Genomic DNA, 16,241 nt, shown 5'->3' with positions numbered 1-16,241 from the left:
GGGGCATTATAGAATTGGGAATTGGTAATGGGTAGCAACTCGCAAATAACCCATAACGAATAGACATCTCCCATAATTATCGTGGAACAGGCAGGATGCCTGTTCAAAATCTGCTTTTTAGGAGAAGTCTAATAACAACAAATAACAAATAACAACAGCCAACAGCTAACAGTCAACACCCAACAGTCAACAGCCAACAACCAACAGTTAACAACCAACGGCCATCAAACGTGCTAGAACAGTTATGGTCTCCACCGGTCAATTCAATGGCTGCAATTACTCTCGATCGCAATCCCTGTGTCCTGCTAGTTGAAACAGACGAAGTTCTCGCCGGCCACTTGAGTCTCGACTTAAAATCCTCCGGCTACGAACCGGTAGTGGCTTCTAATACCGCCACTGGCCAACATTTAGCTCATGAATTGCAGCCAGCTTTGATTGTAATCGATCGCATACTTGGCGCTGAGTCGGGGCTGTCACTGTGTTCTCACCTCAGAAGTATTGGCAATCGGGTGCCGGTGCTGCTATTGGTCGGTCGTGATACAGTTGACGATCGCGTAGCTTGTCTGGAAGCTGGCGCGGATGATTATTTTCTCAAACCTTACCGCACTGAGGAGTTTTTGCAGTTGGTGCGCTTGTATTTGCAGCCGGATAACAGCAGCAACGAACAATTGAGGTTTGGCGATTTAGTTTTGGATTTAGCCTCTAGGCGGGCCCTACGCAATGGACGGGCGATCGACCTGACGATGAAGGAATATGAGCTGCTAAAGTATTTGATGGAACATCCCCGCGAGGTTTTGACTCGGGAACAAATTCTGGAAAATGTTTGGGGTTACGACTTTTTGGGTGAGTCGAATGTGATTGAGGTTTATATCCGCTATCTGCGGCTCAAGATTGAAGATGAGGGCGAAAAGCGTTTGATTCAGACGGTGCGCGGTGTTGGCTATGTGATGCGGGAAGCTTGAAGAAGTCATTAGTCATCAGTCATTAGTCATTAGTCATTAGTCAGTTGTCAGTTGTCAGTTGTCATCACTCAACGCAGTCAACAGTCAACAGTCAACAGTCAACAGTCAACAATCTAAAATCATTATGAATTATTTAACTAATTTGCTCGGTATTGGAGTAAGTATATTTTTGCTGGGATGTTCGCCGACTTTACCGATCGCGAATGCTGGTGCTACTGGTATTTTGGCCTCGCAGTCTCCGACGGCGACAACATCGGGTCAAGTGCTGCCTGTTTCTGCTAGAGCTCGGATAGGCGATCGCCCAATCGAACTCGAAGTGGCGAAAACACCGGAACAGCAGGCTATGGGTTTAATGTACAGAACTTCTTTGCCGGATGACAGAGGAATGCTGTTTGAGTTTAAACCGGCGCGGCGGGTCAATTTTTGGATGAAAAATTGCAAGATTTCTCTGGATATGATTTTTCTGCGAGATGGGGTGGTTGAGGCGATACAAGTTTCTGCACCTCCTTGTACTGAAGATCCTTGTCCTACCTACGGGCCCGATACTGTTGTCGATCGAGTTATTGAACTCCGGGGCGGGCGAGCTGCTGAACTCGGTGTCAAAAAGGGCGATCGTATTGAAATCGAGTTTTTCCAGTAAAACTTCGGACTGTTTCAGTAAAACCTGCAGACAGAGATAATCCCCCGGTTTCCATCGCCCAGAGAGCCCTCTGCCTTCGGACTACCCAAGAAAATTTAGAAACTTTACAAAAATTGATAAAATCTATTAGAATATTAATGTAACATTCAGTACAAACACCGAAAGATTTGCTACGATGTCGATCTCAGTCAGTCAGGACTTGAGCTTGTTTCCGGAAGCTGTAGATTCTTGGTCGCAGGTATGAGACGAGTCAGCGACTCGTTACCAATCCTGAGAGACGATACTCAGCCTCAAGGTGTAGCAACACGAAAAGAAATTCTCTGGAAGTTCTGGCGATCGAGCTAAATCTACTAAACCTATCTAAAGTAATATGCTACGAGCCAAGTTAATTGGCTGTAATTGGCAAACTTAACTTCTGGTAGCAGTTTCAGGTTTGATCGAAATATCTAACTAATTTTGCCGAAGTAGTTTTGCGGATTCTGCATTTCGGCAGATGAAGTTAAACTCTGAACTTGGTTTAGTAGTTTTAGGTAGCAGAATTTATTCTGATTCGCGCTGCAGAGATGCCGAGGTATTCAGTTTAGGTTCGATCGCGATTACCAGTCGATCGGGCAGACATCAGCCAAATTGCAAAACCTTTCACTTTTTGGGAAAGGTTAGCTTGTGCGCTCGCACTCAGCATTACGTTTGGCAGTTCAACCGCTAATAGCGTTTTAAAACCTATCGACGGTAACAAGACAAATTTAAAACTGGCTTATTACTCATCAAAAACATCAGGTTCACATCAGAAAATGGTGTCCTATACTTAGAGGTGAAATCACATGGCACCCGCTACATACACTAGATTAATTCGATTTTTACAAGAAGATTTGGCAATTTCTCCCGCGTCAATTGCTGTCGCCGAACGTGGCGGTGACAAACAGCGCCAGCGCGATAAAGACCCGAATTCCTTGCCGATGGTTCTGTGGCAATACGGTTTAGTCACTCTCGAACAGTTGGATAAAATCTTTGATTGGTTATCCGAAGCATACTAAAAGGATTTTAGATTTTAGAGAGTATCAAAAATCCAAAATCTAAAATCCTTTAACAACTGAGATTAGGATTCAGCCAAGAATTTGGCAGCAGCGGCAACGCCGGCACCAGGAGTGTAGCCTTCATGACCCAATTCGCTCAGCACGACTTCTAAAGAGGAAATTGCTGCTAGAATATCGCGATCGCACACAAAGCCCAAATGACCGATTCGGAAGATTTTACCTTTCAAATGGTCTTGTCCGTCGGCGAGAGCAATGTCAAATCTCTTTCTCATCAAAGTCCGCACTTTTTGAGCATCTACGGATTCTGGCGGCATAACCGAAGTAATCGCAGGGCTGGCGGCATCATCAGCCGCAAACAACGGCAAACCTAAAGCTTTTACAGCAGCGCGAGTAGTTGTCATTAAGCGTTTGTGCCGCGCGAAAACATTTTCCAACCCTTCTGTTTTCATCATCTGCAGCGATGCTTGCAGGGCAAAAAACATATTGACAGGGGGAGTAAAAGGAGTGGTATTTTTGGCAGCGTCTTTGCTATATTTGCCCAAATCCAAATAATAGCGGGGCAGTTTTGCAGTTTTGTAAGCTTCCCAAGCTTTCGGACTGACGGCCACAAAACCCAAACCTGGAGGAATCATGTAAGCTTTCTGAGAACCCGAAGCAATGACATCGATGCCCCAAGCGTCCATCGGAATATTGACAGCGCCTAAGCTAGTGACAGCATCGACCATAATTAAAGCTTCACCGTGGGCTTTAACGTGGCGGTTGATGGTTTCGAGGTCGTTGAGGACGCCGGTGGAGGTTTCCGAGTGCGTGATGATGACAGCTTTGATTTGCTTCTCTGTATCTGCTTCGAGTTTTTCGCGGAAGTTTTCGGGGTCTAAAGGTTGGCCCCACTCGGCTTTAATAATTTCGGCGTTTAAACCGTAAGCTTCGGCGACTTCAGCCCAACGTTCACCAAATTTGCCGTTAGTACCGACTAAAACTCGATCGCCCGCACTCAAGAAATTAATGATCCCAGCTTCCATCGCCCCGGTACCAGAAACCGTTAAACTCAGCACGTCACTTTTTGTTTGGTGCAGCCATTTGAGGTTTTCGGTACATTCTGCAAAAATCGCGTCAAATTCCTTGCTGCGGTGGCCCATCGGGTGTTTTGCCATCGCTAACAATGCCGCTTCAGGCACCGGCGTCGGGCCCGGAATCATCAGCATTAATTTGTTGTCCATGATATTGTCCTAAGTTTTTCTGTGGGAGTTATATAGAATAAATCAAATACGATACGTCACGTCGCGTCGATACTCTAAGTTTTTTAACTTTTAACTCCCTTGTGGTTAATTTCATTTAGAGCCCAGCGATGTTCTACCGCTAAGTTCGATCGCTCGCAGCTTTGTTCTAATTGCTTTTGAATGGCAAGGGCTTTACGCAGTGTAATAATAAGTTGGTGAACTTGTTGCTGCTGCGGCGATTGTGGACTGACAGCAAACATCGTTTTGCGTTCTAACAATTGAAGTAGCAATTCATAATGAATGTACGAAGGAAGGGGGATTGGCTCCATGAAAGCTAACATACCTCAGCGAACCGATACCCCATTGCAATTGCATGAGGCATCACGGTGAACATTAGATGCCCGATTTTTTATTTGTTTTCTAACCGTCCAATAAACCCTGCTTTGCCGATCGAATATTCGGGGCTGGGTGCGTTGGACACGCTAAATCTTGCGATCGACAGGCTTACAGAATAGATTTAATTGCTTTCTGGCAAAATATTTCTATGCAATATAGCTTTCAGTGCTATTTCTTTTTTACAGTAGCGCTTGAGTCGATGCAGGCTAGAAATTCTCATTATTTACCTACCTAATCATTTTTTATCAGAATTAAGGGTGGTTTGTCAAGCGGTCTCGCCTTTCACAGGCTGGGAGGGCGATCGACAAGGGAGGCTAAAGCCGCACCCGGATCGGGCTGCTTGACCAGAGATTCGCCGATGAGGACGGCTTCTGCTCCGGCGCTGGCAAGTTTAGCTAGGTCGTCGGGAGTGTGGATTCCTGACTCGCTGACGATGAGGATGCCTTTTGCTTGGATTTCGGTTTGTCGATCGGCTAATAGTTGACCGGTAGTTTCTAGGCTGACGGAAAAGTCTTCTAGGTTGCGGTTGTTGATGCCGATTAGGTTGACGCCTTGTAGGGTTAATACTCGATCGAGTTCTTCGAGAGTGTGAACTTCTATTAAAGCTGTCATGCCCAATGTCTTGACAATTTTTACAAAGTATTGTAAGTCTTTGTCAGATAGAATGGCTGCGATTAACAATACAGCATCGGCGCCGTGAATCCGGGCGAGATAGATTTGGTAGGGATAGATAATAAACTCTTTGCAAAGTAAGGGTAAATCGACGGCGGCACGGATTTTAGCGAGGTTGTCGAAGCTGCCTTGAAAGAACTTTTCATCGGTGAGTACGGAGATGCAACTGGCGCCGTTTTGTTCGTAAGCTAGGGCGATCGCCACTGGGTCGAAATCTTCGCGAATTACGCCTTTGCTGGGGGAAGCTTTTTTAACTTCGGCGATGATAGCGGGTGTGGTTTTGCCGTTTTTAAGGGCGGCAAGAAAGTCGCGGATGGGCGGTGCAAAGGGGAGTTTTTTGTGAAGATCGGCTAATGGGGTGCGATCGCGCTTTTGGGCCACTTCAGCTTCTTTTTCCCAGACGATTTCTTCGAGGATGTGCTGGGGTTCGGCGTCGGGTACGGCGATTTGGTAGCTGAGGTAGAGTACGGAGACGGATGTGCTGGGGGGACGACGGCGGATTTGAAGCATGATAGGGGGATAAACAGTTGACAGTTGACAGTTGACAGTTGACAGCGAGGTTTTTAGGCTGGGGATTTATACCTTACCGCGATCGCAACAAGTTTCAACCTATTATATAATGGTTACAGTAAATCCTCCTAGCCTGAGAGCTAATGCGTGCCAGCTAAAGATATTTATCACGATACAGTTAAGCGTGCCTTGCAAAAGGATGGGTGGACAATTACTCACGATCCATTTTCCATGCAAATTGGTCGCAAGCGTTTATCTGCTGACTTGGGTGCAGAACGTCTAATTAATGCTGAAAAAGACACCCAAAAAATAGTTGTTGAGGTCAAGAGTTTTGTAGGACGATCGGATGTAAAAGATTTGGAACAGGCTTTGGGACAGTACGTTCTTTACCACCAAGTGCTTAATGAAATGCAGAGCGATAGAAAACTCTATCTTGCTATTTCTAAGCCTGCTTTTAAGAGCGTATTTACCATAGAACTAGGGCAAGTGTTATTAAAAAATCAAATTGTTAAACTGATTGTTTTTGATGTAAAAAGTGAGGAAATACTTCAATGGATACCCGATTGAGATACCAAGAAATTATCAAAAGTATACTTCAGGAACACGCTAAATACCGCAATACTATACCTGACGGCTATCATTCTCAACTGTTATTTGATGATGAACGAGGAGGATATTTAGTTTTGGATATAGGTTGGAATGATGACAATTACCTTCACGCCACACCAATCCACATCAATTTAATCGGCGATAAAATCTGGATTCAATATGATGATACCGAAGAAGGAGTGGCGACGGATTTACTGGCCGCCGGTGTTCCTAAAGAAGATATTGTACTCGGTTTTAGGCATCCTCAAGTGCGGCAGTACACTGAATTTGGAACTGGTTTGAGTGAGAAAGATGAAGAAATTGTTGCTGAATCTGCTGCTGTGCGATCGGCCTAAGTAGAGTACGGAGACGGATGTGCTGGGGGGACGGCAACGGATTTGCAGCATGATAGGGGGATAAAGGGCGATCGTAACAAGTTTCTATTATATAAGGTCGATCGCCCTTTTCAATTTATGATAAAATGCGATTAACTAAGTATTCGGAGATAAACCGATGCAATTAGAAGACTATTTTGAATTTCTCGACCCCGATGACATCCGCATCAAAGGACATCGGATCGGCATTGACGATGTAATTAAATATTACTTGGATGGATATTCGCCCGACCAAATTCTGGAAGAATTACCAAGTTTGAATTTAGAGAAAATTTACGCGACGCTAACTTATTATCTGCAAAATCGGAGGCAGATGGATGCTTATATGTTGCGGCTGGCGAAGTGGCGGGAAGAACGCTATCAGGAATGGTTGGCTAAGGAACCTTCTGATGTAGTAAAGCGTGTAAGAGCAATCAAAGCACAGCGAGAACAGGAGTTACTTCTACTCAAGTGAAAATTCGTTTTTTACTCGATGAAAATTTGCCGCCTAAGCTTAAAAGTGCTGTTTTAAAACTCCAGCCGGAGATAGATATTTTGCGAGTGGGCGACGCCAATGCACCGCCATTAGGAACCCTCGATCCAGAAATCATCAGCTATTTGGAATCATCGCAAAGGCTATTGGTAACGGATAACCGCAAAAGTATTCCCGGACATTTGGAGGAATATTGGGCGACGGGAGGACAAATTTGGGGACTGTTTTGGGTGCGTCCAAGTGCAAGTCTAGGCAGATGGGCAGAAGAAATTGTGATAGTTTGGGAGACTTCGGAAGCTGAAGAATGGATTGATAAATTGGATTGGATTCCATTATAAAAGATTGTTGAAAAAGTGCGTGAAGCGTAGCTATCCTGTAGGGAATCGCACATTTTGCGGCTAAAATCCCTTCGCTAACCCGCAAGTCCGCCGGGGGTTGAAAACCCCCGTCTCATAGCACAAGTCCTCTAAAAGAGGACTGAAAAGCCAATTCAGTAAACAAAGGTCGATCGCGCATTCCCAAATTTTACCAAAAGGTCGATCGCACATTTCTAAGTTCAAGATAATTCACTTGACGACAATATAATTTTTTATTACTCACCGTTGGGGCGGGAATAGTTGGTTTTGACATACTCTTTTAGTATCGGGCAAAGGGTAAAAAATGTGCGATCGCCCTCCGGGATTTTTTCAACTAATGAACGCCGTCCCAAGGATTGCATAACTTTCAAAAATGGCGATCGAGATAATTGCAGATTCTCTGGCACTTTTGAGAGGGAAACTGGCGCGGTTTCACTCGCTAGCCATGACATTACCTGTTTTTCTGACTCGGATAAGCGATTAAATGGCTGATGCAGTAAAGATTCTAAATCACCTAAAAATAGTGTATCATCAGACAAAAATTCCGATAGGCTGCAGTTAAACAAATCTTGAATCATTGTAGCCACTATTTTTAACCACAAGGGATTGCCTCTGTATTGTTCAATTAGTTCTGAAAATTTTGCATCTTCAGTTAAACCTTTTTCTCTAAGGATTTCCCCCGCTTCAGCACCTAAACCATTCAGTTGTAATGAGCGAATTGGCTGATTTTTGCCTTCTAATGCGGCGATTTCTCTAGGCTTTTCCGCACCTATCAGGATTAAACAACTATTGTGAGATAATTCTCCTACCTGTCTGAAGAGTGTGCCGTAATCTTCATATCCAGGTTTGTAAATACCAGCGAGTTGTCCGCTGCTATTTACCATTTGTACGTCATTGAGTATCAGCAGACAGCGGTATTTTTGCAAGTAGTTCAGTAGGGGCAATCCCCCCGTGGTTGCCCCTTCTTCTGGGGAGGGGGCGGGCACGGGGGCACCGCCCCTACCGAAGGCGGGCACGCCGTCGGCATTTGGGGCGGGCACGGGGGCGCCGCCCCTACAGAAGAATTGAATTATATTTGTTTGAAGTATTGACAGGGGTGGAGATGTGGCGAGACTTCGCCAGATGACGAAATCAAATTCATGTTTGATTTGTTCTACTAGGTGTACGGCGAGTGCGGTTTTGCCAATTCCTACTATGCCGTGTATAGCGAGTAGGCGGGTGTTTTCGTGGAGAATCCACTGTTTGAGGGTGGTGAGTTCGGATGTGCGATCGTAAAAGGTGAAGATTTTGGGTGCGTCGCTTAAGTCTATATGGGGTCGTTTGGGGGTTTGTTGGGTGTCTTGGAGAGAGGTAGGCGATCGATTCTTCATAACTTCTTCTGATTGTTGTATGTTACCATTGCAAAAATTAACATTCCTAACATTTGTAAATTCTGTTGTAAAAGTTGATGAACTAATAGATAAATAAGATTTTTGTAATGTACGTCGAAAATTAGACTTATTAACTTCTTGACCTAAAGCATTTGAGATAATTTGCCATAATTCCGATGCGACATTTCTTACATGGCCTTCTGTACAATGTTCTTCTTCTGCAATCTCGCTATATTTCTGACCATCCCAGGTTCCTTTCAAAATAGTCTCTTGCAGACGATCTATATGTTTACCCGTCTCCGCAAAAAATAGACTATCTGTAAACTGCAATATATCTTTTACGTCCATTGCTTTGATTTGTCAATGATTTATATCATATTATCACAAATATCTGACATTTGATGACATTAGCAATAGTAGATGACATTGGCTGATATTTGGGCTGAATAAATTAGTTACTTATTCTGACATATTGTAATTGGCATTTCTAACAGCTTAGTTGAATAATATTAATAGAAAGTGTTCAAAGGTTAATTATTTAAATAGGAGACCATAATTGATGATAAAACCAGCGCAACTTAGTAAAATAGCGATGGCTGCCTTAGTTGGTAGTGTAGTTCTTTTTTCTCACACTCAGCCAGCCGATGCAGCCTGGTTTAGACATGACACCTGGCTGGGTCAACTTTCGGAAAATGACAATGCTGCTTATTGGCGAGCCCAGGGCCAATGGTCTAGAAACTTTCAACCTCCCAATCGGAATCAGCTTTGTCAATGGAGGTATGGTAATAACAATGTATGGGGCAAGGGTGTTGGTTGGGGTCAGAACTTTTACAAAACAAATTGTTATCGTTGGCGATGGTTTTGGCAGTAATTGTACCGTCATCTTGTTGTGGCTCACATTCTTATATTTGTTAGTTAGGCAGGATATACACCAATATCCATAAGGCACCAAGATTTTCTACTAAGAACATAGGCTTTCAGTAGGAAGTCTTTGTGCCTAGTTAATGTGACTGTTTAATTAGGGTAAAATGGAATATATATTAAGGATATTTAATCGGTTTTCTCGCAAGCAAAACTCAGGCTTCACCCTTGTAGAGTTGTTAGTGGTTATCATCATTATAGGTATTCTCGCTACTATCTCTCTGGGCACGATGTTTAATTTCATCAAGAAAGCTAAACAAGTAGAGGGGATTACTTACGTTAATACTTGTCAAAAAAAACAACTAGCTTACTATGCTGAAAACAATCAGTTTACAGAGTCCCTAGAACTACTAGGATTGCCAAAGGAAAGTAACAATTATATGTTCAAAGTAGATATATTCTCTCCCACAAAGCCTGAAGACGGTAATGAAACATTAGCTTGTTGTATGGCTGGGGAAAAGGGAGGCGGTAGCGATATGGTGTTTATGTGTGCATCATCTGGTGGCTAAAGTGCTTGTAATATAATAGGAGCGATCGCCCTTTCCTTACTCAGAGTGCGATATTTGGTATAATCAAAAAATTCCGATCGCAGACAGCCAAATGGAATATCTCCCCAATAACTGGGGGGATATTCAGCCAGACATCATATATCAAACGCTGGCTGATATGCTAGTATCTTTTAGTAAAAAGCAAATCCGCCTCGGCAAGAGATACGATCAAAACAATAAACATCTTAAAGCCATTCAAAATGGTAGAGTACCGCCTGATGGTAGTATAGGTCTTATTCCTTCAGAAGAAGAAGGATACGATCTCAAATCTAAGGTGTTAGGAGAAGGCGGAGATTACCGCTATCATGCAAAGTTTATTGAGGGAATTTTACACTTTTCAGGTGTCAAGACAAGTCATTAAGGGAGAATTAAGCTGATGAATGCAGTAACTGTGACAAATCACCAAATTTGGGATGAACTTGCTCAACTCTTAGCACCGATCGCCCTGAATCACCTCATCATAAAACATTTAGAATCCTGTAATTACAAAATACGCGGTTATTGGGATAGTAATAAGTTTTATGAAGAGATAGCTTTCATTCATCCAATCTGTGCTGAGTTGATCGGTCGCTCGATAGGGACAAATATTATCAACAAGCATTCCACTTCTCACTGGATTAAACTTAAATTTTTACTCAAAGCCGATTTATCTGGTGGCGAAAACAACCTGGTTAGCGATGATGGGGATGATGAAATTGGCGAACTGACTCTGATTTTAGATACCAATCTAAAAGTGATTGATGAAAACTGGTCGATCGATCTCGAATCCCCTTTTGTGGTTGCCAAAATTCAGCCAGATTTGCAGCATTCTGCCTAAAGTGCGTAAACCGTAGCTATCCCGTAGGGAATCGCACTCTCACTTAAATCTTAACCGCTTGCTGCGATTGAATTTCCATCGCCTGCAACGCTCTCAATGCAGCCTCAACTACCTTTGTCCACTCACAAGATTTAATATACTCCTCATCAGAAACTCCTGTCCCCAACGCCTCAAATACTAAGTCTATAGCCTGACAAACTGCTGACATCAAACGGGCTTCTTTTTCATCTTCAATAATTGCTCCAATTGCCAGATATGGGTTTTCTGCCAACACAGTATCGTCGTAAAGAAAATGAACCACCTCATCAAAACAGTCGTACTTAATTTCTGGCGGATAATCTCTTTCTAACCAAACTTTATGTTGATATTCTCTATCTGCCAAACTGCGGAGAGTTTCTAATAACTCCTCTCTCATTTTCGGATACTTTACCATACAACTTTCTCCTTTACTAAGGTGCGTACCAGGTTGACCATTGCAACCATTCATCTAAAGGGATGTGGGCTTCTGTGGGATTATTTTTGATGCTACCTGCGATCGGCTGACCATGTTTACCGATAACTTGACCGTCTTTTCTAAGAATAACGTGGTCTACCTGCTGAGAAGGAAAACTGCTATCTGCATCCCCTTTGTCAATCCTTACACCATTTCCCTGATTTGTTGGATATTGCCACCGCCAACCTGGTTTCTTTTTGTTTGGCTGTGCATCGCCCCAGGATTCGGGTATTTTCTGGCTGGCTGCTTCTGGAAATGTCCAATCTTGACTTGAAATCACCTCGCACCTGGTTTATGCTTAATCCTGTTCCTAGACACCAATTTTAGCACAGAGGATATATCGCCCTCCAATCATTTACAACAAAAAATATGAACATCAACGATAAGCTTAAAAACATACTGATGCAATTACGATCGCACTTCGAGCAACTTTACGACAGCCGCCTTGTCACAATGGTGCTCTACGGTTCCCAAGCCAGAGGCGATGCACGCCCCGACTCTGACATTGATATTTTAGTCGTCCTCAAAGGGCAAGTAAACCCAGGCGAAGAAATTAAAAGAACCAGTCACATTCGAGCCGATTTGTCGCTCCAAAATGATGAAGTCATTAGCTGTCTGTTTATGGACGAACAGCGATTTATACATTACAACGGGCCTTTATTGAGGAACATTCGCAAAGAGGGAATAGCTTTACGATCGGCACTCTACCGCCGCCTTAAATACGCGTAATTCCCTACGGGATAGCTACGCCGCGCGTACTTTCATCTATTTTAGCTTCCTCTGCCATCAAAGCAAAATCGTGCAGATTTTTCATCGCAAAATATCCACCTACTTTGAGCAAATCACCCGTGCAAGTGACAGGAATTCTCTCCTGATAAGCTTTCAGTGCTAAATTACAATCAATTTCTGCGATCTCAAGATAGATTTTCCGCAGCTTGTTCACCACAAACCCCATCATCACCACCTTAGCGATTTCTGCCCCATCTTCGCGATCGACTTTCACAACAAATCCCTGAATCTCAGTATTGTCTAACGAAGTAATTAAATCGCTTAAAATCTCTAATTGAGAACTATTTTCTGACACTTCCAGCGTCTTGATAGCATCTCCCATCCGAGCTGGATAATCCGCAAACTCCCTTGTCAAAGGTAGCCCGATATCAAACACATCTCCTGCATCATTTGTTTTGACCCAAATCGCTCCTTTATTGTCGTAAATTCGGCTGTGTTCGTGCCAGCCATTTTTTTGTAAATATGCTATAATTACATTCACATCTAAACTTTTGAAAACTTCCAAATCCCGTACAGTTACTTTCATGGGAAACCTCCTTTGCTAATACGCTGCATAATTGACTCAAGAGCCTGTGGAGTAAAGTGATTCCTGCGGGGCAATTCAACAGTAATGCGATTTGTATTTCTAGTTTCAGGCATTCCCCGCAGCGATACCCAATAGGCACAATGTCTAAGCAACATTTCCTGTTCTGACTGTTGTATCCATTCCCCTATATTTTCCGGTACTAAAACGACAACCAGCATGCGGGGAATAAAGGCAGTTACTCTCAAGTCGTTGTAATTTTTGACATTGAGCGGATATCGCACAGATTGAGCATCGAGTACATCTCTTGAAGTACATTTTAACTGCAATTCGAGGCGGTGCGGTTGCATTGGATCGCTGCCGATCGCCTTGATACAGAGATCCACGCTATCATAATCATTCTCAGGTTGATCTACAGAACAGCCGGCGACTGCCGCCACAGCACGGACATAAGCCTTGCTAAATAATTCTTTGCGTTGATTCAGTTCCATTTAAACACAATTCTCAAAAACGGGCGGCCACGATCGCACATTGGTGTCAACAAACAGGTCAAACATAGTACCAGTCTTTTGTTGCTCCGATAGGCTTTCGATCCCCCCTAGCCCCCCTTAACAAGGGGGGGACAAGAGCATTCAAGCCCCTTTTAAAAAGGGGTGAAATGGATTTCAAAGTCCCCCTTCTTAAGGGGGATTTAGGGGGATCTAGACTGGAATACAAACGAGTTTTCTCAAGGGTTTAGACTTAAGTTGACACTAATCGAGACACCGCCCCTACAAATTAATGACTACCCGCTCCAGCCGCCCGTTTAAACGCCTCATCCAACACTTCCGAAAGCGTCGGGTGCGTGTGAACTCGGAATGCTAAAGTATTAACAGAATCGCGCTGGGCGATCGCATTTGCCGCCTCCTGAATCAAATCCGCAGCGTGCAAACCGAAAATGTGAACTCCCAACAACTCCCCAGTATCTTTCCGGTAAATCACCTTAGCCATACCGTCAGTTTCACCCTCCGCAATAGCCTTAGAATTTCCCTTAAAATAACTCTTGACAGAACCGACCTCAAACCCTTCAGTTTTTCCTAACTCTTTGGCCGCAGGTTCAGTCATCCCCACATAGCTAATTTCCGGGTGAGTAAACGCCGCCGCCGGGATACTCAAATAGTCAACTTCGCGGGCACGGCCACAAATATTTTCTACTGCGGCAATTCCCTGAGCAGACGCAGAATGCGCTAACATCATCTTGCCATTAACATCGCCGATCGCCCACAAATTTTGCACCGGTTCTCCCGCCGCCAAAACCTGCATCTTATCGTTAACTGGGATATAACCGCGCATGGTTTCCACCCCAACAGTTTCTAACCCCAAATTCTTGCTCACAGGAACCCGACCAGTTGCTACCAAACAAGCATCAACTTCCAAAACTTCGACAACTTCCTTAGTTTTGAAATCAGCTAATTCAATAATCACCGGCGAACCAGGAGTAATCTTCTTCGCCAACAACCCAACTTTTGTTTCAATATCGCGGGGTGCAATTAACACTCGTTCTGCCAACTTAGCAATATCCGGGTCAAAAGTCGGCATCAATTGATCTAGAGCTTCAATCATCGTAATTTCGCAGCCCAGGGCTGTGTAAATATCCGAAAACTCCAAACCGATATAACCGCTGCCAATAATTGCGATCCACTTCGGCAGCGATTCCAACCTGACAGCATCATCGCTGGTAAAAACAGTTTTGCCATCAATTTCTATCCCTGGGGGGACGAAGGGAATCGAACCTGGAGCGAGAATAATATCCTTGGCGGTAATAGTTTTCTCGCCTTTATCGGTTTCCACGGTAATTTTTTGAGCACTGGCAATTTTGCCCCAACCTTGGATGACATCCACGTTCAAACGTTTGAGGCTGTTGGTCAAGTCGCCGCGAAGTTTGCTAACAATAGTATTAGCGTGATTGGCGATCGCCCCGCGATCGAAATCCACACTGCCCAATTGAATGCCCAAAGTCTTTAGGTGGTGGGCATTCCGCAAATCTCGCACTCGCCCGGAAGCCGCCAACAGCGCCTTAGAGGGAATGCAGCCGCGGTTGACGCAAGTCCCCCCCATGTCGCCCGCTTCGATAATTGCCACTTTCAGCCCGCAGCTAACCGCGTGTATGGCCGCGCCGTGTCCGCCCACGCCAGCGCCGATAATTGCTAAATCGTAATCAAATCCCTGAGTCACCTTAAAATCTCCTAATGCCTTTGAAATCTTAGAACTCAAGCAAAAAACACCGTCTCTGGGTCCTTTCGGGGTGGCGCGTTGCCATCGCAACCCTTGAACAGCGGTAATAGTTGCATAAGTCCTGTCTCCTTATTCTCGACTAGACTAGGGTTAATTAGACAACGAAAGAGCCGTAACTGAGATTTTTTCAGGGTCAAGGATTTTGAGCTGGGTCTGCACCAAGTCTCAAATCACTCAGTAGGCGGGTGTAGAGTTAAATATAGTTTGAAGGCTGACAATGCCCGTAGCAGGTTTTATATGGGGCAGCAAGTTCAGCCACAGGCATTCCCATCGCCCGGTTAAATTCTGTCCTCCTGCTTGTTTTAGTCGGTTTTCATGTCTAATATCTGCACGCGCCGGGGCGGACAGAGTTTGTTGGCAAATTTTAGACCCTATGGAGTGGCTTATGACGGATGACGACGACCAGAAAGATTTACGCCGGGCCTCGGCTCAATCATTTTTTGAGTCCCTGGATGAATTGTTCGATTCTATAGAATCGAACAGCACTCAAGCTGCACAACCTAAATCTCCACCGCCTCCGGCTAAGCCTTCGAGTCAGTCTTCGAGTTTGCCGAAGAAGACTAGACCTGCGAAAATTAATTTGTCGGATTTTGAAGATGCGATCGCCGATTTGGAACAGTTTATCCAGAAAAAACACTCCAAACGCCCGGAATCCAATCAATAGGACGATGACACATTTTCAAGTAATGACTGTTGACTGTTGACAAGCGAATTTCAAAGGTGGTACCCGCCACGTGATTGATCCGTGGAATCAATCCAAAATCTAAAATCTAAAATCCTCAAGCCCCCGCATTTATCCGTGGGGTCGCCTCTAAAATCTAAAATCTAAAATCTAAAATCGATTGACTGTTGACTGTTGACTGTTGACAAGCGAAAAATTTTAGATTAATGTTTACCCTCCCAGATGAATCTGTGGAGTCAATTTTTAATGTCAAATTCGGTAGCATACGAATTATTCATCTCTCTGTTCTCTGACTCTGTGTTCTCTGTGCTCTCTGCGGTTTAATCATTCCAAATGCCACCGGAATTGATATCAATCTCAAATCTAAAATCTCAAATATAATAGCCTAGAAATGATTCATCTCTCTATTCTCTGACTCTGTGTTCTCTGTGTTCTCTGCGGTTTAATCATTCCAAATGCCACCGGAATTGATATCAATCTCAAATCTAAAATCTCAAATCTCAAATCTCAAATATAATAGCCTAGAAATGATTCATCTCTCTATTCTCTGACTCTGTGTTCTCTGTGTTCTCTGCGGTT

22 protein-coding genes are annotated in these 16,241 nt (G+C 44.0%); 13 read left to right on the top strand and 9 right to left on the bottom strand.

Annotation, left to right across the window (positions count from 1 at the left end):
* The first annotated feature begins 266 nt into the window (after positions 1-266).
* The 4 genes from nblR to QUB12_RS10210 all read left to right on the top strand — a co-directional run bounded on the left by nblR (position 267) and on the right by QUB12_RS10210 (position 2,636).
* Positions 267-962 (top strand): response regulator transcription factor NblR, encoded by a 696-nt coding sequence (gene nblR / locus QUB12_RS10225; protein WP_333141600.1) that lies wholly within the window; start codon positions 267-269, stop codon positions 960-962.
* A 124-nt stretch (positions 963-1,086) separates the two neighbouring features.
* On the top strand, positions 1,087-1,602 hold the full coding sequence (locus QUB12_RS10220; protein ID WP_333141598.1) for a DUF192 domain-containing protein: 516 nt from the start codon (positions 1,087-1,089) through the stop codon (positions 1,600-1,602).
* A gap of 493 nt (positions 1,603-2,095) precedes the next feature.
* On the top strand, positions 2,096-2,308 hold the full coding sequence (locus QUB12_RS10215; RefSeq protein WP_333141596.1) for a hypothetical protein: 213 nt from the start codon (positions 2,096-2,098) through the stop codon (positions 2,306-2,308).
* Between the two features lie 115 nt (positions 2,309-2,423).
* On the top strand, positions 2,424-2,636 hold the full coding sequence (locus QUB12_RS10210) for a DUF2949 domain-containing protein (RefSeq protein ID WP_333141594.1): 213 nt from the start codon (positions 2,424-2,426) through the stop codon (positions 2,634-2,636).
* Between the two features lie 62 nt (positions 2,637-2,698).
* Here the strand turns inward: QUB12_RS10210 and QUB12_RS10205 are convergent, their stop codons facing one another.
* The 3 genes from QUB12_RS10205 to trpC form a co-directional block, all read right to left on the bottom strand.
* Entirely contained in the window at positions 2,699-3,856 is a 1,158-nt protein-coding gene (locus QUB12_RS10205; RefSeq protein ID WP_333141592.1) for an alanine--glyoxylate aminotransferase family protein, read from the bottom strand.
* An 83-nt stretch (positions 3,857-3,939) separates the two neighbouring features.
* On the bottom strand, positions 3,940-4,185 hold the full coding sequence (locus QUB12_RS10200) for a DUF5340 domain-containing protein (RefSeq protein ID WP_333055069.1): 246 nt from the start codon (positions 4,183-4,185) through the stop codon (positions 3,940-3,942).
* Between the two features lie 349 nt (positions 4,186-4,534).
* Positions 4,535-5,434 carry an indole-3-glycerol phosphate synthase TrpC gene (trpC, locus tag QUB12_RS10195; RefSeq protein ID WP_333306622.1) on the bottom strand — a complete coding sequence of 300 codons (900 nt, stop codon included), beginning with the start codon at positions 5,432-5,434 and terminating at the stop codon, positions 4,535-4,537.
* 147 nt (positions 5,435-5,581) lie between these two features.
* Here trpC and QUB12_RS10190 point away from each other — a divergent pair, with 147 nt between their 5' ends.
* The 4 genes from QUB12_RS10190 to QUB12_RS10175 all read left to right on the top strand — a co-directional run bounded on the left by QUB12_RS10190 (position 5,582) and on the right by QUB12_RS10175 (position 7,227).
* Positions 5,582-6,001, top strand: a complete 420-nt coding sequence (locus QUB12_RS10190; RefSeq protein ID WP_333141588.1) for an element excision factor XisH family protein — start codon at positions 5,582-5,584, stop codon at positions 5,999-6,001.
* A complete protein-coding gene (locus QUB12_RS10185) occupies positions 5,986-6,378 on the top strand; it encodes a XisI protein (protein ID WP_333141586.1) in 393 nt (130 codons plus the stop codon). Before QUB12_RS10190 ends, QUB12_RS10185 begins: the two co-directional genes overlap by 16 nt.
* A gap of 157 nt (positions 6,379-6,535) precedes the next feature.
* A complete protein-coding gene (locus QUB12_RS10180) occupies positions 6,536-6,871 on the top strand; it encodes a DUF433 domain-containing protein (RefSeq protein ID WP_333090952.1) in 336 nt (111 codons plus the stop codon).
* A complete protein-coding gene (locus tag QUB12_RS10175; RefSeq protein ID WP_333204798.1) occupies positions 6,868-7,227 on the top strand; it encodes a DUF5615 family PIN-like protein in 360 nt (119 codons plus the stop codon). Before QUB12_RS10180 ends, QUB12_RS10175 begins: the two co-directional genes overlap by 4 nt.
* Before the next feature lie 254 nt (positions 7,228-7,481).
* Here the strand turns inward: QUB12_RS10175 and QUB12_RS10170 are convergent, their stop codons facing one another.
* On the bottom strand, positions 7,482-8,963 hold the full coding sequence (locus QUB12_RS10170; protein ID WP_333306619.1) for an NB-ARC domain-containing protein: 1,482 nt from the start codon (positions 8,961-8,963) through the stop codon (positions 7,482-7,484).
* A gap of 680 nt (positions 8,964-9,643) precedes the next feature.
* Between QUB12_RS10170 and QUB12_RS10165 the strand changes: the two genes are divergently transcribed.
* The 3 genes from QUB12_RS10165 (at position 9,644) to QUB12_RS10155 (ending at position 10,901) form a co-directional block, all read left to right on the top strand.
* Positions 9,644-10,045: a prepilin-type N-terminal cleavage/methylation domain-containing protein gene (locus QUB12_RS10165; protein ID WP_333306618.1), complete on the top strand. Its 402-nt coding sequence runs from the start codon at positions 9,644-9,646 to the stop codon at positions 10,043-10,045.
* 91 nt (positions 10,046-10,136) lie between these two features.
* The gene (locus QUB12_RS10160) at positions 10,137-10,445 is read left to right on the top strand and encodes a hypothetical protein (protein ID WP_333306616.1); all 309 of its coding nucleotides are present in this window, start codon (positions 10,137-10,139) and stop codon (positions 10,443-10,445) included.
* 15 nt (positions 10,446-10,460) lie between these two features.
* Positions 10,461-10,901 carry a hypothetical protein gene (locus QUB12_RS10155; protein WP_333306614.1) on the top strand — a complete coding sequence of 147 codons (441 nt, stop codon included), beginning with the start codon at positions 10,461-10,463 and terminating at the stop codon, positions 10,899-10,901.
* Between the two features lie 43 nt (positions 10,902-10,944).
* Here the strand turns inward: QUB12_RS10155 and QUB12_RS10150 are convergent, their stop codons facing one another.
* Together QUB12_RS10150 and QUB12_RS10145 are read right to left on the bottom strand one after the other, a co-directional pair.
* Complete coding sequence (locus QUB12_RS10150) at positions 10,945-11,334, bottom strand: SCO4402 family protein (RefSeq protein WP_333141574.1); 390 nt, start codon at positions 11,332-11,334, stop codon at positions 10,945-10,947.
* A 16-nt stretch (positions 11,335-11,350) separates the two neighbouring features.
* On the bottom strand, positions 11,351-11,674 hold the full coding sequence (locus QUB12_RS10145) for a hypothetical protein (RefSeq protein WP_333141572.1): 324 nt from the start codon (positions 11,672-11,674) through the stop codon (positions 11,351-11,353).
* A gap of 89 nt (positions 11,675-11,763) precedes the next feature.
* On the opposite strand from QUB12_RS10145, the gene QUB12_RS10140 reads away from it, so the two are divergent.
* Entirely contained in the window at positions 11,764-12,123 is a 360-nt protein-coding gene (locus tag QUB12_RS10140) for a nucleotidyltransferase domain-containing protein (RefSeq protein ID WP_333141569.1), read from the top strand.
* A gap of 4 nt (positions 12,124-12,127) precedes the next feature.
* Here the strand turns inward: QUB12_RS10140 and QUB12_RS10135 are convergent, their stop codons facing one another.
* The 3 genes from QUB12_RS10135 to lpdA form a co-directional block, all read right to left on the bottom strand.
* Complete coding sequence (locus tag QUB12_RS10135; RefSeq protein WP_333306611.1) at positions 12,128-12,709, bottom strand: hypothetical protein; 582 nt, start codon at positions 12,707-12,709, stop codon at positions 12,128-12,130.
* The gene (locus tag QUB12_RS10130; RefSeq protein ID WP_333306609.1) at positions 12,706-13,197 is read right to left on the bottom strand and encodes a DUF4365 domain-containing protein; all 492 of its coding nucleotides are present in this window, start codon (positions 13,195-13,197) and stop codon (positions 12,706-12,708) included. The genes QUB12_RS10135 and QUB12_RS10130 overlap by 4 nt, the downstream gene beginning before the upstream one ends.
* 286 nt (positions 13,198-13,483) lie before the next feature.
* The gene (lpdA, locus tag QUB12_RS10125; protein WP_333306607.1) at positions 13,484-14,920 is read right to left on the bottom strand and encodes a dihydrolipoyl dehydrogenase; all 1,437 of its coding nucleotides are present in this window, start codon (positions 14,918-14,920) and stop codon (positions 13,484-13,486) included.
* A gap of 433 nt (positions 14,921-15,353) precedes the next feature.
* Between lpdA and QUB12_RS10120 the strand changes: the two genes are divergently transcribed.
* Positions 15,354-15,644 (top strand): hypothetical protein, encoded by a 291-nt coding sequence (locus QUB12_RS10120; protein WP_333237170.1) that lies wholly within the window; start codon positions 15,354-15,356, stop codon positions 15,642-15,644.
* Positions 15,645-16,241: the final 597 nt, after the last annotated feature.

The organism is Microcoleus sp. B7-D4, assembly GCF_036705125.1.
Taxonomy (GTDB): Bacteria; Cyanobacteriota; Cyanobacteriia; order Cyanobacteriales; family Microcoleaceae; genus Microcoleus.
Note: the sequence above shows the minus strand (reverse complement) of the source record. Positions and strands in the feature narration are given on the sequence as shown.

Excerpts from the sequence above, each read along its gene's own strand:
- nblR (WP_333141600.1), top strand. The coding sequence starts at position 267 with ATGGCTGCAATTACTCTCGATCGCAATCCCTGTGTCCTGCTAGTTGAA.
- QUB12_RS10220 (WP_333141598.1), top strand. The coding sequence starts at position 1,087 with ATGAATTATTTAACTAATTTGCTCGGTATTGGAGTAAGTATATTTTTG.
- QUB12_RS10215 (WP_333141596.1), top strand. The coding sequence starts at position 2,096 with ATGAAGTTAAACTCTGAACTTGGTTTAGTAGTTTTAGGTAGCAGAATT.
- QUB12_RS10210 (WP_333141594.1), top strand. The coding sequence starts at position 2,424 with ATGGCACCCGCTACATACACTAGATTAATTCGATTTTTACAAGAAGAT.
- QUB12_RS10205 (WP_333141592.1), bottom strand. The coding sequence starts at position 3,856 with ATGGACAACAAATTAATGCTGATGATTCCGGGCCCGACGCCGGTGCCT.
- QUB12_RS10200 (WP_333055069.1), bottom strand. The coding sequence starts at position 4,185 with ATGGAGCCAATCCCCCTTCCTTCGTACATTCATTATGAATTGCTACTT.
- trpC (WP_333306622.1), bottom strand. The coding sequence starts at position 5,434 with ATGCTTCAAATCCGCCGTCGTCCCCCCAGCACATCCGTCTCCGTACTC.
- QUB12_RS10185 (WP_333141586.1), top strand. The coding sequence starts at position 5,986 with ATGGATACCCGATTGAGATACCAAGAAATTATCAAAAGTATACTTCAG.
- QUB12_RS10180 (WP_333090952.1), top strand. The coding sequence starts at position 6,536 with ATGCAATTAGAAGACTATTTTGAATTTCTCGACCCCGATGACATCCGC.
- QUB12_RS10170 (WP_333306619.1), bottom strand. The coding sequence starts at position 8,963 with ATGGACGTAAAAGATATATTGCAGTTTACAGATAGTCTATTTTTTGCG.
- QUB12_RS10165 (WP_333306618.1), top strand. The coding sequence starts at position 9,644 with ATGGAATATATATTAAGGATATTTAATCGGTTTTCTCGCAAGCAAAAC.
- QUB12_RS10160 (WP_333306616.1), top strand. The coding sequence starts at position 10,137 with ATGGAATATCTCCCCAATAACTGGGGGGATATTCAGCCAGACATCATA.
- QUB12_RS10155 (WP_333306614.1), top strand. The coding sequence starts at position 10,461 with ATGAATGCAGTAACTGTGACAAATCACCAAATTTGGGATGAACTTGCT.
- QUB12_RS10150 (WP_333141574.1), bottom strand. The coding sequence starts at position 11,334 with ATGGTAAAGTATCCGAAAATGAGAGAGGAGTTATTAGAAACTCTCCGC.
- QUB12_RS10140 (WP_333141569.1), top strand. The coding sequence starts at position 11,764 with ATGAACATCAACGATAAGCTTAAAAACATACTGATGCAATTACGATCG.
- QUB12_RS10135 (WP_333306611.1), bottom strand. The coding sequence starts at position 12,709 with ATGAAAGTAACTGTACGGGATTTGGAAGTTTTCAAAAGTTTAGATGTG.
- QUB12_RS10130 (WP_333306609.1), bottom strand. The coding sequence starts at position 13,197 with ATGGAACTGAATCAACGCAAAGAATTATTTAGCAAGGCTTATGTCCGT.
- QUB12_RS10120 (WP_333237170.1), top strand. The coding sequence starts at position 15,354 with ATGGAGTGGCTTATGACGGATGACGACGACCAGAAAGATTTACGCCGG.